The organism is Neochlamydia sp. AcF84 (genome assembly GCF_011087585.1).
In the GTDB taxonomy this organism is placed as follows: domain Bacteria; phylum Chlamydiota; class Chlamydiia; order Chlamydiales; family Parachlamydiaceae; genus Neochlamydia.
Genome location: NZ_VJOT01000082.1, coordinates 1 through 16,606, shown reverse-complemented (window position 1 = coordinate 16,606; position 16,606 = coordinate 1). Strand labels below are relative to the sequence as shown.

12 protein-coding genes are annotated in these 16,606 nt (G+C 36.6%); 7 read left to right on the top strand and 5 right to left on the bottom strand.

From position 1 onward, the window contains the following. Nucleotides 1-418: 418 nt before the first annotated feature. The 4 genes from NEOC84_RS09480 to NEOC84_RS09465 form a co-directional block, all read right to left on the bottom strand. On the bottom strand, nucleotides 419-1,681 hold the full coding sequence (locus NEOC84_RS09480) for a hemolysin family protein (protein WP_347566673.1): 1,263 nt from the start codon (nucleotides 1,679-1,681) through the stop codon (nucleotides 419-421). Nucleotides 1,682-1,786: 105 nt separating this feature from the next. After that, nucleotides 1,787-2,251 carry an rRNA maturation RNase YbeY gene (gene ybeY, locus NEOC84_RS09475; protein WP_347566672.1) on the bottom strand — a complete coding sequence of 155 codons (465 nt, stop codon included), beginning with the start codon at nucleotides 2,249-2,251 and terminating at the stop codon, nucleotides 1,787-1,789. 121 nt (nucleotides 2,252-2,372) lie between these two features. After that, on the bottom strand, nucleotides 2,373-2,531 hold the full coding sequence (locus NEOC84_RS09470) for a small basic protein (RefSeq protein WP_079979899.1): 159 nt from the start codon (nucleotides 2,529-2,531) through the stop codon (nucleotides 2,373-2,375). 15 nt (nucleotides 2,532-2,546) lie between these two features. Beyond that, nucleotides 2,547-2,720: a hypothetical protein gene (locus NEOC84_RS09465; RefSeq protein ID WP_166158607.1), complete on the bottom strand. Its 174-nt coding sequence runs from the start codon at nucleotides 2,718-2,720 to the stop codon at nucleotides 2,547-2,549. Nucleotides 2,721-2,911: 191 nt separating this feature from the next. Here NEOC84_RS09465 and NEOC84_RS09460 point away from each other — a divergent pair, with 191 nt between their 5' ends. From NEOC84_RS09460 to NEOC84_RS09450, 3 genes are all read left to right on the top strand, one after another. Then, complete coding sequence (locus NEOC84_RS09460) at nucleotides 2,912-4,396, top strand: hypothetical protein (protein WP_166158604.1); 1,485 nt, start codon at nucleotides 2,912-2,914, stop codon at nucleotides 4,394-4,396. Nucleotides 4,397-5,211: 815 nt separating this feature from the next. After that, on the top strand, nucleotides 5,212-5,379 hold the full coding sequence (locus NEOC84_RS09455; protein ID WP_166158601.1) for a hypothetical protein: 168 nt from the start codon (nucleotides 5,212-5,214) through the stop codon (nucleotides 5,377-5,379). Between the two features lie 12 nt (nucleotides 5,380-5,391). Further along, nucleotides 5,392-5,733 (top strand): phage holin family protein, encoded by a 342-nt coding sequence (locus NEOC84_RS09450; RefSeq protein ID WP_166158598.1) that lies wholly within the window; start codon nucleotides 5,392-5,394, stop codon nucleotides 5,731-5,733. Nucleotides 5,734-6,159: 426 nt separating this feature from the next. Here NEOC84_RS09450 and NEOC84_RS09995 read toward each other — a convergent pair whose 3' ends face one another. Next, nucleotides 6,160-7,965 carry an ABC-F family ATP-binding cassette domain-containing protein gene (locus tag NEOC84_RS09995; protein ID WP_347566671.1) on the bottom strand — a complete coding sequence of 602 codons (1,806 nt, stop codon included), beginning with the start codon at nucleotides 7,963-7,965 and terminating at the stop codon, nucleotides 6,160-6,162. Nucleotides 7,966-8,907: 942 nt separating this feature from the next. Here NEOC84_RS09995 and umuD point away from each other — a divergent pair. The 4 genes from umuD to NEOC84_RS09425 all read left to right on the top strand — a co-directional run bounded on the left by umuD (nucleotide 8,908) and on the right by NEOC84_RS09425 (nucleotide 15,111). Then, nucleotides 8,908-9,351, top strand: coding sequence for a translesion error-prone DNA polymerase V autoproteolytic subunit (gene umuD, locus NEOC84_RS09440; protein ID WP_242678254.1), 444 nt, complete (start codon nucleotides 8,908-8,910; stop codon nucleotides 9,349-9,351). Beyond that, nucleotides 9,329-10,612, top strand: a complete 1,284-nt coding sequence (locus NEOC84_RS09435; protein WP_166158595.1) for a Y-family DNA polymerase — start codon at nucleotides 9,329-9,331, stop codon at nucleotides 10,610-10,612. Before umuD ends, NEOC84_RS09435 begins: the two co-directional genes overlap by 23 nt. A 100-nt stretch (nucleotides 10,613-10,712) precedes the next feature. Further along, a complete protein-coding gene (locus NEOC84_RS09430; RefSeq protein WP_166158592.1) occupies nucleotides 10,713-12,800 on the top strand; it encodes a sodium-translocating pyrophosphatase in 2,088 nt (695 codons plus the stop codon). 190 nt (nucleotides 12,801-12,990) lie between these two features. Then, complete coding sequence (locus NEOC84_RS09425) at nucleotides 12,991-15,111, top strand: hypothetical protein (protein WP_166158589.1); 2,121 nt, start codon at nucleotides 12,991-12,993, stop codon at nucleotides 15,109-15,111. Nucleotides 15,112-16,606 lie beyond the last annotated feature (1,495 nt).

Here is a 16,606-nt window from a genome sequence, read left to right as displayed (position 1 = left end):
ATTGTTTTAAATTAATTTTTTAATGACCTGAGCCATAAGAAGAAAAGAGCATATTTTTTTGCTGAACTTTAAATTTTTCTTTATTAAATTAACTAGCAGTAAAAAATTTGGCCTTGGTATTTCTCAAAATCCTCTTAAGGAAAGTTAATGAAAATGAAGAATGTTTTTTAATCTACCGGGATAGTTAATTACAAAAGTAAAGAGGCCTGTAGAAATACATGTTCAGTAGCTTTTTACTGCACAACGAAGGAGCTAAAAAATAAAAACTAGGGGAAAAAAGAAAGCTTATAAATGTGGGAATAATAAATTAAGAGCTGTAATAAAAGAGAGCATGCCCGTCAGCTTCGCTGAGCCTAGGATTGAAATAGGGCTGGAAGATAAAGCTAGGACTGGAGTAGGAGAGGTTTCCTTTAGTAGATTACTCTTTCTCATTTAGAGGAGGAGAAGATTCAACGGGTTTGATACGCACTTTTTCTACTGAGCGCTCGCTAGATTCTAAAATCTCTAGCTCAAAATTATTATGATGGATGATAAAATTCGTAGAGGGAATGGCGCCAGCCACATGGAATACATAGCCGCCCACGGTATCATATTCTTCTTCCTGGGGAATTTGAATGCCAAGCTGCGCCTCTACATCGAAAATGCTCATTTTAGCATCAATAATCCAGGAGCCGTCCGCTAATTGTTTAACAGTTTCTTCTTCTTGATCATATTCATCTGCAATTTCTCCTACAATTTCTTCCAATATATCTTCTATAGTGATGACCCCTTCCGTGCTCCCATATTCATCAACCACAATAGCAAAATGAACTTGTTTTTGGCGAAATTCTTGTAAAAGATTGGAAATTTTCTTTGTCTCCGGAGTATACAAAATGCTTTTTTGTATAGCTTCAATTGGTGTATCTAGAATCTTAGGATCTTTTTTTTCCTCATATTCCATGTATTTTTTCAAAATATCCTTATACATAAGTACTCCTACGATATTGTCCAATGAATGGCGATACACAGGCGTACGGCTATACCCTTCATGTTGCAAAAGCTGGGCTGCTTCTTTGATAGATGTGTCTGCGGATAAGCTAAACATATTGAGGCGGGGCACCATCACTTCACGAGCGCAGCGTTCCTTAAAAGTTAACACAGATTCTATAAGCTTTTTATCAAGAGGATTGAGGATGGGACTAACTTCTGCTTCCTGAATTAATTCAATAATTTCTTTTTTAGCTTGAGCACTAGGTACCTGTGTTGAATCGAAGTATAAATCATAAGATCTTAAATGGGAGATTCTTAGAAAAATAAAGGCTAGAGGAAACGCAAGGAAAAAGTAAACAGATGAAAAAGAAAGCCCTATTTTGAGAGCCTTTTCCGGTAGATGTGTACCTAATAATCTTGGTAGGTAATCCCCCAAAACAAAAGAGGCTAGGATTAAAATGAGAAGGCTTATAACTATCCATGATGCATTCAGGTAATGAGGCCTTTGGTGAAGGGAGGCAAAGAGGCTCGTCTGCAAAAGAAAAATAATGCCGCACGCTGTATAACCAAAACGCACTAAGTTCTGTGCACAAATTGCTGTGAAAAATAGGCTTTCGTATTCATGATGTGGAAAAAAAATATGATGAAAGGATCTGTACAAAAAAAAAGAATCCATCGCTTTGATTTGCTTTTGAGCATCTTTTTTATGCATACGACGGAAAGAGCTAATCACTGCTGTGAGAAGAAAAGATCCGATGAGGAAGAAAAGTGTTAAAAAGAACATCCAAATGAGAAACAACTATCTCTCCTTTATTATCTATTTAGGTAATAGTAACAGATTAAGTTTCTTTAAGTTAATCATGTGTTTTTTTTCTGCTTTTCGCATAATCAGCTTTTTCTTTCTTTCCGTATCCTCGTATCCCATCAAATGAAGCAGCCCATGCACAATATATAGAGTACATTCTTCGTAAGGATCGCCTAAATGTTTTTTAGCATATTCAAATGCAGTTTGAGGGCAAACAAAAATTTCTCCTAAAATTCTATATTTCTCCGGAGCTTCTCCATGATCATTCGTATCCATAGGGAAAGAGATACAGTCAGTTATCGAGGGATCATCAAAATATTGCTGATGTAGCTTAGAAATTACAAGAGGTGTTACAAAATATATAGATAGCTCATCACACCTTTGGTTTTCTAGCTTAATAACAGCATCAGCAATTTTTTTGACTAACCGAAGAGAAAAAGAAAAGTTTTTTTGCTTATTGTAGACGTGTATTTGCACAAAGATAATAAATGGGTTAAAAGCTAATTTGTTAACAGAAAGACCTATCGAATGCAAGGGAAAGAATAAAAAACTTTTAAAAGATGGAAAGCCAGGAGCCTGTAGTGGCTCCGTAACTCTTCTAAAGAACTGGTGTTTTAGGTAAACCTGTTATGCGAGTTTTCTTTTCCGCATCCCAGCGTCCTAATTTTTTTAATACATCGATTCTTTCAAATCTTTTTAAAACGTTACGTTTGGTGGCCCCTTTGTTGGCTTTTCCAAAGCTTGGATGTCTTGACATAACTCGATCCTTAGATTACTTAATTTTTGGAATAAAAGCTTGTTTGGCAATCGTGCCTTCCAAAGCATTTGAGTGAGATTTAAATCCCTCTTTCAAATTTTCTTTACGGGGTCCAGTTTTTTTAGCAGGAGGGCTAGGCTTGCGGTGGGATTTGCTGCGTCTTTCTGCTTGTTTACTAATACGAACCATTTTATACTCCTAAAGTCATAAAGCAAGCTGATTATAAGGATTTAAGCCAATTGATGCAAGTAAAATGAAAATTTAGAGGGATAGAAAGCTTATAGACGATTATTTCACTTGATAATAAATGCAAAATTCAATTAAAATTTATTATAAATAATATAAGTGTCTAGACTAAATTAACCAAAATATAAAGATACATGAAAGGCCCTGTAGCGCGCGACAGTATAGGAAGGTGTACGCCAGGCAATGATCTCTATGCCATGATCCGTAATCCTACGGCAAGGGTAGCGCCCGTGGTAAAGCCCGTAGATACAATAAGATCTTCTCGTTTGCGTCTTGAAAGAGAAGCAACGGCTAAGATTGGCAAATTTATGCAGAATTTTCTAGTGGTTGCACGCGCAGGCAAATACATCTTTTTGGCATTCACTTTACCTCCTTATTTATTGCTATACGGATTACCTAAATGGATGGTTGAAAATACTGTCCCTCTTTTATTTTATTTCTCCTTAAAACCTTTCCAAATGATGCATCACAAGCTAAGGCACACACTTAAAAGTCATGAAACTAGCAAGAATGCTATTCATAATATGAAAAATCTTTTTTCGCATGCCTTTAAGCATACTATAGAATATATCCAATGGATCCAACGTACAAGCCAGGCTTTGTTTGTACATCTGAAACATTCTATGGTTGCTTTAAGCTATCGTTTGTTGCAGCCTTATTTGCCTATCATGCAAAGAAGCATTCAAACCGCGGAAGCAGTTACAAAAATGCTCTTACAAAAGACTTATCAGCGAGGCGATAAGCAGGTAGAAATGGCCCGCCAATTTGCATCATTGATGTGGAAAATAGTTAAAGAAGAGTTTTCTGGCTCTCTTAATCTTTATATCAATGATTTAAAGGTTAGATTTAATGCCTTTAAGAAATATTTAAAAAAGCAGATAGAAAAACCTCGCCTGGAAATCCAGAGGTTTAACGATAACCTAATCCATCAGCTAAAGCGCATCAATGAGACGCTACAAACTTTAGGACTAAAGATTTCTAAACATGTAGAAATAATGGCTTCAACTGTGGTCAATGTGACTCTTCCCTTTATTGGATGGGCTAGGCCGCAAATCCAATGGAGCGTCAATCTTTTCCAAAGCGGCAGGGCAAAGTTAAACCACCATTTGACACACTTAAGTAGTATTATTCAAAACTTAACCTTATCGGCTTTAAAAGCATCGCGCTTTAGCCAACATCTGATGGGGAATTGGGCAAAAGATGTTTTTAAAATAATAGTTCCTCGCTTTATTAAGCAATTTTCTAATCCTAAAGGCGGGTTTAAGCAAAAAAGGCAACAAATGCTAGAATTTTTTTTAGGGAAAGTGAAGAAGATTCAGGGAGGGGCCAAACAATTGTTAAGTAGTGCTTTAGAAGCCTCTAAAAAAAGTTTGTTTAAGCTTTTGCAAAAATTTTACACGTTTATCTTCTTAATCGGTAAGCAGCTTAAAGAATTGCCCATGCGGCTTACTAAAGCAATTTTCAGCGGTTATCTTTTTGCCTGCAATTCTTTTGTTCAGATCAATCATCTTATGCGCTGGTTTTTTATCTTAAGTTACGTGCTCGTACGTTTAGCATGGCAAGAATTGCGTGAGATAGCAGGACGTATTTTCGAAAGTGATAGCTTTAAGAAAATTTAGTTTCTTAAAAAACATTATATTTATTCGGCTTCTGCTACTAAACTCCACCCTTCCTCCTAGGGGTTTACTTTTCAAAATTAATTTAATCTATTGATTTTTCAGTGTTTCAGCAAAATGGGCGGAATCATGGATAAAATATGAAGGCATGCTTGCTCTTTGGCTTTTTATTAGTAAGTAAGCAGATCTGCATAGGCTATTATTTATTCCTAATATCTCCTGCTTTGTGAAATTCTTCTTTTAGCATAAGCTTTAAACATCTATCAAATAACAAGTAGGGCTTTGACTTTTAAGAGGGTTGAAAATTTAATTCTATCCTTAGTGAAAGAAATGTCTAGAGCTTCTTAAGAAGCTTTAGCGATCATTCAGCAAATGGGGCAATTGAAATAGGAAGGAGTTCTTTCCTAGAAGCTTTAACGTCGGTCTAGCTTTAGCCAATCATACTTTTATCCCATTTTTTCCCTATTGTTATGGTATGCAAGCCCAATTTAAAGATGATATCCAATATATAAGCCCTCCTATAAGGCCAGAAGGGGAGGAGGCTTAAGTAGCTTCATAGAGAAATTTCAGAAAAGAGTATGTAACATCCACTTTTTTAAGTTATCGTTTTAGAAATTTGAATTGCTTATAGAAAGTTAGCAAAAATTTGTGCAAACTTTTTTGATTGCTATCTTGTACGGGTAGCTGAAAAAAAGAGCTTAATAAGTTTTCTTCAAGTACTATGAGTGTTGCATGTTAATGGGGCCATGAGCAACTTACGAAGCAGAGTTTAAGTTAATAATCAGTCATCTTTGCCTTCATAAGGGTTTAGGCATGCAATGAATAAAGCATTTAATCAATGCAGCATGCCCAGAGGGTGGTCATACAATTACAGCAACGATTCTTTTGGAAACAGACAAATGATTCATGTCTATCAGAAAATAGCTTTTATTAAGCAGACAGAGAGCTTAGCCATCCATCTACATATTACAGGACTAACTACTTAGCAAGGATTTTATATGAAAAAAATTGTTTCATTAATTGTAAACAGCGTAGCTATCTTTATTACTGCTAATCTTTTACCTGGCATTCGCCTTCCAAATTTTAGAAATGCTCTAGGTGTTGCTCTAGCCTTAGGGCTTATCAATACTTTTGTTCGCCCTCTTTTATTAATTTTAACTTTTCCTCTTACAATCTTAACATTAGGCTTATCCACCTTATTTGTTTCCGCTTTTTGCGTTATGTTAGCTTCTTGGATAGTTCCAGGGTTTTTTGTAAATGACGCGTTTTCGGCGCTAGCTTTTGCTGTGGTAGTGGCTATTATCAATACTTTTATTAGCTTTTTTATAAAAAAGGGGTAATGATTGGTTAGTTTTAAAAGAGACAACTTCACCTACTATCTATGAAAAACAAGAGAAGATAGATAAATGAAACCCTAAGCTGCGGGCTTCTTGATTGGATAGCCAAAAGAATTGTTTTCTATATTTGGTGATTTTTCTATGTGAAACATAGCTAGCTTTAAGGCATTTCCCTAAGAAAAAGCGAATAATGTAGTGGATAAGGCTTCTTAAAATACTCTCTAAATAATTAGATAAAAATTTGACATGGGGATGAACAAGGCAATGAGCTCATATCTAATAGAGGCATGAATAAATTAACACGCTTTTAATCAGCCCTTTATGCAATCGTGTCTTTAAGGAGAGAGCGAGATTTCGAAGAGGAGCTCCTCTTAAACGGCTTGGGGGGAATCTATAAAATTGTTTCTTGCTTGGCTGGAAAAGGATTGATCAAGTTTGTTTACTGGCAAGAAATTGCCAACGCTCATAAAGTTTTTCCAACTCTGCTTGCACCTGATTTAATTCAATACAGCTTTTCTGTAGCAAGTTAGCATCCGAAGCACTTTCTATGTCTTCATGAAGTTTTTTTTCTTGACCCTCGTATTTAATGATGCTCGCTTCTATTTGCTCTAATTCATATTTTTCTTTGTAGGATAGTTTAGGTATTAAAGGCTCAGTTTTATCATGAGCTTTCTCAGCTGGCTTTTCTTTTTTAAGGCTATCGAGAGTATCAAATTTAGCTTTATATTTTTCCCATTGAGAATAGTCAGCAAAAAGCTGAATAGGCTCCTTTAACCCTAATCCTAAAACCACATTGCAAACTTTATCCATCATGTAGCGATCGTGTGTAATAAGAACTATCGCACCAGTAAATTCACATAGACTTTCTTCCAAGACTTCAAGAGTAGGTATATCCAAATCATTGGTAGGTTCATCGAGCAATAATATATCTGCCGGCTGTAGCATTAAACGAGCAATCAATATACGAGCATTCTCTCCCCCGGATAATTGGCTAATAGGTAAATCTAAACGATCAGGAGAAAACAAAAAGCGCTTGCTCCAAGAATTGACATGAATATGTTGTCCCCGATAACTTACATATTCTCCGTTGGTTGCTAGAGCTTCTCTCAAAGTAAGGTGAGCAGGCATCTGAGAACGGTGTTGGTCAAAATAGACAATACGCAAGCCTTCTGCCAATTTAATTGTTCCTGCATCCGGTGGTATCATTCCTGCAAACATCTTTAATAATGTTGTCTTGCCGGTTCCATTAGCTCCAATGATTCCTAGGCGCATTCCAGGAGAAAGAGTAAGATCTAACTTAGAAAATAACAATTTATTATCCACAGATTTGGAGAGGTTTTTGGTAACGAGCAGCTTTTGGGTTAAACGGTCAGTAGAAGTAAAATTAATAAGAGAGCGTGTTTGCTTATTTCTTGTTTGAACATCTGCTAGCTCATCAATTAGCTTGCCTGCTTGTTGAATGCGAGCCTGGGCCTTAGTCGTGCGTGCTTTAGGAGATTGCTTTAGCCATTCCTGCTCATAACGTACTTTGGATGATAAAGATTTTTGGTACTGCGCCTGGCCACTTAAAAATTGTTCTCTCCTCAGTAGGAAGTCTTCATAATTGCCTACTGCCGTAAATAGCCCCTTAGGAAATTGAGCATTTAATTCAAACATGCGGGACGATATCTTGGCTAAAAAATATCTATCATGGCTTATTACCATAAAGGTCAGATTTTCCTGCTGGAGCAATTTTTCAAGCCATTGAATGCCTTCTAGATCTAAGTGGTTAGTAGGCTCGTCTAAAAGTAGTAATTGAGGATCGCAAATAAGCCCTTTGGCAATATCTAAGCGTTTTCTCCAACCTCCTGACAAAAGTTTAGCACTTTGTTGGATGTCTGGAAATCCAGTTTTACTCATAATAGATTCAATACGTATGGCTGCTTCATGAGGTGCTAAATGAGGATCATTAGAGTTTAAAGTTTCTCTTAGAATTTCATAAATTGATTGATCTGGATAAGAAGTCATTTGAGAGACATAAGCAATCCGTAAATTGCGTCTAATCGCTACTGTCCCTTCGTCGGCACTTTCTTTACCAGCCAAAATTTTCATAAAGGTAGATTTTCCAGCCCCATTGGGCCCAATAATTCCAATTTTATCTCCTTGAAAAATGCCGGCGGAGATACCTTTAAATAAATGATGAGTTCCAAAGGATTTACTTATATTGTCACAGTTAATATAAACGGTATTGCTCACGAGACGTCTGTAGGTTTTTTTATGACAAGTGTAGCTGCTTGCTTAACACAAAACAAGCAGTATTTAGATAAAAGCTAAAGTTAAAGCGCAAATGAAGCCAAAGCCTACTTTAAGTCCTACTAAAAAACTTTTGGTAAGCTTTAGGAAGCTTTTAAAATAGCTAATAAGAAGGTGTAGATTTTCAAGGTAAAAATAGCTTCCTTTAAAGGAGATAAGCTGCAAAAGATATTATCTAGCTATCCAAAAAGGAGATTTATGCCCTAGCTTTTAGAAAGAAAGTGATTAAAAATGTTGAAGAATTACACGAGGCTGTGGATTAATGAATGAATAGTATAATAATACGCCTTTAATCTATTCTTTTATCCAGTCTCATACTTTATAAAGCTCCTTTTGCTAAGCAGAGGGATATCTTTCAGAAGGTGGAGCATGCAGACTAAGTTTTTTAAAGTCTATAATGATAGAAATAGATAGGAAAAAAGTAGCGTTTTGGCAAGCGGCTTTCATAAACATTTTTAATGTAACTTGCCTTGCGCAAGAGAAGATGTTAGATCTAGATAAAGATGCGAGATAAGGTATAGCTGCAAGAAATAGTTTTTGCTATATAACTTAAGTTGGCTCCTTCCAGTATTTTCTAGAATACCTTAATGCTTGGAAAGGTAGCATGAGGGGGTTAAGAAGGGTAACCTTCTTAAGGTCTTATAGGAACGGATGCTTTGCTTTATAGTGGATTGATAAAAAATCCCTTTCATTAGAATTTTAAAGTCAGCCTCCTAAAATTGATAGAGTTTTAAGAAATTAATTTAATGGATAGTTGCCAGAAGGCTCTGTTACTAAAAAATGCTTTTATTAGTGCCTTTATTTTAATATAGCTGTGGTTAATTTTAAAAAACCTAAGCAAATTTTATGCTCTAGGGTTTAAGTAGCTTTATTAGGGAAACTTGTATGAAAACACAGACGATGGATGAAATTTTTTATTCAAGCTCTTCAGCTGCCAAAAAGCTATTGATTCCCTTATTCCAAGATAGTGTTTCGGCAGGTTTCCCTTCACCAGCAGAAAATTATATAGAAAAGCGTTTGGATTTAAACGAGCTGATGGTCAAGCATCCTGCAAGCACGTTTTTTGTACGGGTGCAAGGTGATTCTATGCGTGAAGCGGGGGTTTGTTCAGGAGATATTCTGGTGGTAGACCGAAGTTTAGCACCTTTAAGTGGCAAAATCATCGTAGCTATTGTAAATGGCGAATTTATGGTCAGACGCTATGTATTAGGGTCCCAAGGCATACAGCTAGTTTCAGCTCATCCATCCTCTTCGATTTTATACGTAAATGCTACTCTTGATTTTCAAGTATGGGGGGTGGTTACTTATGTCATCCATCGGCCGCAATAAACTTATGTATGCTTTGGTGGATTGTAATAATTTTTATGTTTCTTGTGAGAGAGTTTTCAATCCACATTTGATGGGAAAGCCGGTAGTAGTGCTCTCGAGCAATGATGGGTGTATTATAGCTCGTTCCAAAGAAGCTAAATTTTTAGGGATCTTAATGGGTGCTCCCGCTTTTGGGTATAGAGATTTATTTAGAAAATATGATGTAAAAGTTTTATCCTCTAATTATACTCTATATGGTGATATGTCTCATCGTGTGATGCGCACGTTGCAGCAATTTTCACCCGAAATAGATATATACTCTATCGATGAGGCTTTTTTAAGGGTAGATGCTGTAGATAAGGAAGCTTATTGCAGAGAAATTCAGCGCATCATCCTCCAACATACAGGGATACCCACATCTATTGGCCTAGCGCCTACCATGACTCTTGCTAAAATAGCCAATGATATGGCTAAAAGATATTCTGTTTGCCAAAATGTTTTTTCCATGGAAACTATGGAAGTGTGCGAAAAGGTGCTGCGCCAACTTTCTGTTGATGAGATTTGGGGGATTGGAAAGAAAATTTCCTCTTACCTCCATCGCCAGAATATACACACAGCCAGTGAGTTTAAAAATTCTGAGGACTTATGGATAAAAAAAAATCTTTCAGTCACAGGCTTACGAATAGCATGGGAACTGCGAGGAGTATCATGCCTATCTTTAAAAGAAGCTCCGGCATCTAAAAAATCCATCACTTGTTCACGCTCTTTTAGTAAAGCTGTTTCAGATTTAAATGAGTTGCTAGAAGCTATTTCAACGTATGTTTCCATAGCAGCTGAGAAATTGCGTAAACAGCAGAGCAAAGCTTCATTTATAGATGTATTTTTGATGACTAATAAGCATCATCAGTCTCCTTACTATTACAATAACATGCAAATTACTTTACCTCAACCTAGCGACTATACACCCAAAATGATCACTTATGCTAAGGAAGGTGTAACTCGCCTATTTCGCGAAGGTTTTTTATATAAAAAGACAGGTTTGACTCTGGGAGGTCTAGTATCAAAAGGTGATTATCAACTTGACCTTTTTGAAGAAAATCATTTTAGCAATAAAAAAGAGCAAGTCTTAATAAATCTAATAGATCAATTAAATCATCAATATGGCCGCCGAGTAATAAAAATGGCTGCAGAAGGCATTAAGCAGCCATGGAAAGCTAGGCAAGAAAATTGCTCTCCTCGTTATACTACCTGCTGGCAAGATATCTTAACTATACAGATATAAAATCTATCTTTCATCAGTTTTATCTTTTCCTATTGAACTAATTCCTCTCTCTCTACTATTTTTATTTTTTTTCATTAACCAAAATCAAAGAGGAAAACTAATGTTGTCATACGAAGATGGATTTTTAATCGTATGCGGCCTTTTAGCCTTGTTCTACGGAATTTTGACAATACGTTCTGTCTTATCCCTAAGCACAGGTAATGAAAGGATGCAAGAAATAGCAGCAGCTATTCAAGAGGGGGCTCGTGCCTATTTAAATCGTCAATATCAAACGATTGGTCTAGTGGGAATCTTAGTATTTGCACTTTTAACCTGGTTATTGGGTTGGTATGTAAGCGTGGGCTTTTTAATTGGAGCTGTTTTATCTGGGCTAACAGGCTATATTGGCATGAATATCTCTGTGCGAGCAAATGTTCGTACTACAGAAGCTGCAAAGCAAGGTCTTCAGCAAGCCTTAAATGTATCCTTCAAATCGGGAGCCATTACGGGTCTTTTGGTGGTTGGCTTTGGTTTAATAGGGACCGCAGGATATTACATTTTTTTAAAAAATTCTACCATTCCTGCTCGTGAACTTCTTGAATCTCTCGTCGCTTTAGGTTTTGGTGCTTCCTTGATTTCCATTTTTGCTCGCTTAGGAGGAGGAATTTTTACTAAAGGAGCAGACGTCGGTGCAGACTTAGTAGGAAAAATTGAGGCAGGTATTCCAGAAGATGATCCCCGTAATCCAGCTGTTATTGCTGATAATGTAGGGGATAATGTAGGGGATTGTGCAGGAATGGCAGCAGACCTTTTTGAGACATATGTAGTGACCATCGTAGGGACTATGCTTCTTGCTGGCATGTTTTTTCAAGATATTATCTTAGAAAAAATGATGTATTATCCTTTAGCTATTTGCGCAGTTTGCGTAATAGCTTCTATTATCGGGACATTTTTCGTACGTCTTGGAACTACTCATGATATTATGAAAGCTCTTTATAAAGGATTTTTTGCTACCGCAGTCTTTTCTGCCATGGCTATTGCAGGGTTGACTCATTGGCTGCTAGGCTTTGATATTGCTTATCAAGCAAACAATCATGTTTTTAATGGATTTAATCTTTTTTGTTGTGCGCTTACTGGTCTGGTGGTAACAGGTCTACTTATGTGGATTACAGAATATTATACTTTGACAAAGTATAGGCCTGTGAAAAGTATTGCAGAAGCATCTACAACAGGACATGGCACGAATGTTATCCAAGGCTTAGCTGTCTCTTTAGAGGCTACAGCCCTTCCAGTCGTGGTAATTTGTGCTGGTATTCTCGTCTCCTACTTGAATGCAGGCTTATTTGGGATTGGGGTGGCAGCTACAAGTATGTTAGCCTTAGCCGGAATGGTCGTTGCTTTGGATGCCTATGGTCCTGTGACAGATAATGCGGGAGGCATTGCAGAAATGAGTAATTTGCCAGAAGCTATTCGTAAAACTACAGATGCGCTTGATGCTGTGGGAAATACCACTAAAGCTGTAACAAAAGGTTATGCTATAGGTTCAGCTGGCTTTGCTGCACTTGTCCTTTTTGCCGCCTTTATACAAGACTTGGCTCACTATTTTCCTGAAAATATGGCGAGCTTCCATTTGCAAAACCCTTATACAGTAGTAGGTTTGTTTATCGGTGGCCTTCTTCCCTATCTATTCGGAGCTATGTGTATGATGGCTGTAGGCCGTGCAGCGGGCGCTGTAGTCGTAGAAGTACGCCGTCAATTCAAAGAGATCTCAGGAATTATGCAAGGAACTGCACGTCCGGATTATGGAAGAGCTGTCGACATGCTGACAAAAGCTGCAATCAAACAAATGATTGTTCCTTCCTTGCTGCCAGTATGCGCTCCTTTTCTAGTCTATTTTGTAATTCTATATGTTGCAGGGCAAAATGAAGCCTTTGTCACCCTAGGCGCAATGCTTCTTGGGGTAGTAGTGACAGGGCTTTTCGTAGGTTTATCTATGACCTCTGGTGGAGGCGCATGGGATAATGCTAAGAAGCTAATTGAAGAAGGAAATTATGGTGGAAAAGGTTCTCTTGCTCACCATGCTGCTATCACCGGGGATACTGTCGGCGATCCTTATAAAGACACGGCAGGTCCTGCAATTAATCCCATGATAAAAATTGTTAATATTGTCGCTCTTCTCTTGCTAGCTATTCTTGCAGCATGGAATTAACCATTTTTAATCTTTTTAGGATACCCCCTTTTATTAAAGGGGGGTTAATCTATTCTATGATTCATGCATCAAAATAGTATTGCAAATTATTTAATTAGTGGCTATTGTGCCATGGTCAACTACTGCTTTAGATTCAAACTCAAACGTTTGTGTGCTGAAATTTATTATAAATTGTATGATGGAGTAATAAATGATAAGTTGGCTTTTTTCCTTCTATGATTCTACTTATAGTTGTGCAGCTAGTTATGCAGCTGATTTCAGCAATTATGTAATGAGGATGAGGCTTTCTAGCTACTCTCTTAGTGCGCGGGTAGATAGGAGTGATGAAGCTTCAGAAAAAAATTCTGCAGGTTCCTTCGCTAAATCCAAATCTACAAGGTCCAAATCTCTACCCCCCTCGCGCCTCCATCGTCAAGATATTTCTCCTTCAGAAGTTTTATTATTAGGCGATGAAAGGGTTAATAAAATTGTCTATAGGATCCTTGAAGAATTGCATAATAACGTAAGAGTGGCGACGGGCCATCTAAAAGAGTATTCATTTCAGTCGATGTATGGAGCAAGAAGCAAAGATGAAGGACCTTTTCCTTTTGCAAATTTACATGAGCATACAGAGGGTGCTATACCACCCTGGGAGCTTGAAAAGTTAGTAAAAAAATATAATCTTTATTACGATGAAAACAAGAAGGTTTGGAGAAGGAAGAAGACGCCAACAAAAAATGGATTAGAAAGCCATGATATTACTAGACTTACCTGGCAAGAAATTGAAGAAAAGTATAGCATGCCGCTAGGTACATTTTTACACGAATTGTGCTGCGTGCCGGTTAACCAGCCCCTTCTTGAGCAATTATCTTTTAAGTTTAAAGAGGAATTTTTAAGTAGGAAATTTGATGCAACCTTTGGACCGATAGGCAGTATCTTAGATAGAATCCCTCTAAGTGAACAGCTTTTGATTATCTTATATCAAGCAGAGCTAAGCAATATTATTTATAATGAGCTCATGTTTGGCTTGTATGTAGTGCCTGTACCTAGCGTATTTATTGAAGAGGTGGAACTTCAAATTAAAGCTGATGAATATGAGCACATTGAAGAAATGCCCATTGATAAAATTGAGCAATTTATCGGATACCTTATTAACCCCAAACATACCCTAGATGTCTTACTAACGGATAGCGAAAAAAATAAGTTTAAAAGAAAGCTGCAAGGTAGGTGGAGAGATAAAGTAGGCCAAGATCCACAGAAAAAGATGGAGAATCTGGAAGAAGAGTGGAAAAGCTTGCTAAACATGACATACGTAGAAGCCTTCGAAAAAGTGATGAATGATGAGCTTGATCAAGCTGAACTAGATATTAATCAGCAGATTAATAGTCTATTAAAAAAACAGAAAATTAAACTGCGTCCGAATGTATTTGATGCCAGTAATCCCATTACTATTAAATTAATTTTTGAAGTTATGCGTCATTACTCGCTAGGTGAATTTTTTGCTTGGGCATTGGCAGCTTCGGCCTACATTGCAGCTGATGAAAAGGAACGAATAGTTGGCTTGACAGTGGATGGCCCTCAGAATACTGCCAATTCAATAAATAATTTTTATGATCAAATAGCTATTATTAAAGCCTTGCGTAAGCATTATCCTGCCGTTAAAGTTACCTATCATACTCTTGAATTTGCCAATTCGCATTATGATAGCATCCAAAAATATGTGAAAGATGAGCTTTCTAGTGTCTTAAAGGTATCTGAACGTATAGGGCATGGAACGATGATCGCGGATACAACAAATCTAATAAAAAATTTAAACCTTTTAAAAAGGAATAAATTGGTTGAAATATGCCTGACCACTGTACAAGCCACCACAGGTGTTAAAATAGAGGAAGTGCCTTTAAAAGCTTTCTTAGAACAAGGTATCGCCGTTAGCTTAAATACCGATGATCCTGCTATTGTAGACACTAACTTGCGGGAAGAATTAAGAAAAGCGATAAAATTAATAGGAATTTCTCCTGCAGACACCATTAACATGATGCGCAGTGCCATTCATTTTTCTTTCCTACCCGGTGAAAGCATTTATAATGCTGTGGAAGCAAGAACAAAGATCGATGGGCTGCTTGTAACCAAAATTTGGTACGATTTGAAGTTTCCCAGAGAACATGGTACTCGAGACCTAAGCAAAGTAAGTGCTAAAGAACTCAAGCTGTGGCAGCTGGAAGATGAATTACAAAGGTTCTGCCAATACATTTATAGTAATATGGACCCTTTATTTCAGCTGGGCTACATTAAAGAAGAGTCTCTTGATGATGAAGAAAGCTTTATTGAATAAACCTTTTAAAACAGCAGCTTGGCAACAAAGGGTAGAGGCCGTTGGCAAAACTTTTATAAAAAAGGCCATTTTGGTTAGTAGCTGCTTCAACAATAAGCTGTAGTTAAAAGGACTTAAAAATTAAGCGGCCTCCTAAATTATTAAAAGACCATGCATTGTAGGTTAATTTTATCAAAAGCTTCTGGTCTGCCTAACTTGCATCTAAGGAGTAAGAATCACTAAACATAAAATATTTCCCCACTTTGCAAGAAAATTTTGAAGCAAAGCTATGATTATCTTTTTGTTATTGTCTCGTCTGCTGCATTCAGTTTTTTAATTTCTTTATTCAAGCCAACCTTAGTAATTGTCAGTAATTCCCCCAAGCTCTTTGAATATTTCTTTTTGTACCCTCTATTTCAGCAGCTTTTTTTGCTAAATTGTGTCTAAACTAGGCAATGCTTAGCCAACAAGAGAGAGTATATTAGTAACCTCTAAAAAATTAACATTTTATGGCTTAAGCACTCTTACCATTTTATTGAATTTTACCTTAGGTCTTTTAGATGAAAGCACACCAGAATTAATCCTTAATTTAAACCCTAGAATGAGACATGATTTGACAGTTTTTCGTTCCCTTTAGCACAAATTAGATGATGAAGGAGATTAACTTGTGGAATGTGGGATTAACAAAGTTTAGATAAACTCTTTATGCCTACTCTGAAAGGTGATTAACCCTAGAAGCTGACTCTTTCCTTTTCTTAAGTGCTGCCCAAGGTTACTTTTAAAAGCCATCTAATCTGCTTTATAAGAAAAGCTTTAGAAAAGGCTAAAATCTAAGAAAGTTTTAAAGAGTAGACCAAGCTAAATTTCTTTGTTATGAAAAGCTTTTGTTATTCACGCCAAAGAGTTAAATGATAAGTAGTGCAAGCTTATTGGTTTAAAGGTCCGAGTGAATTACTCATGAAGGATTTGTCTTCCTTTTGCTAGCAACTTGCAAGGCGCATGTTAAAGTTATAAGGGGGTGCTAAAGACGATGTAGCCAAAATAATAGTGGAATAAAAAAAAGACTGTGATATACTAACTCTCACAGTTTAAGTCTTCTAAATAAGTGTTCGCCGTTTATAATATTTTCTAATTTGTTCTTTTAAGCTAATGATTTTACCTTTACCTATAAGGCAAAGAAAACTAGGTACCAAGGATAATTAAGAGAAAAGCTTACTAATTTTCAGAAGCTTAGGAAAAAAATAAAGAAAAAGGAAAATAGGAGTTGCGGAAATAATTCGATATTTTGTATGTTTACTGCTTCTTAAGTGAAAAGCTAAGAAGAAGAACAAAAAAGCGTGACCAGCGAGTGACGCAAAAAGCTATTTGACAGTGATAGAAAGACAATGTGCAAGCAAACATAAAGTTTGTGCGAAGATTAAAAGGCAACTTTTAATCTCGTAAATAGAATCAGAGATAAATAAATCATTTATCAAGTTTTCAAAGAATATATTTTTCTTGAGAATTTGATCTTGGT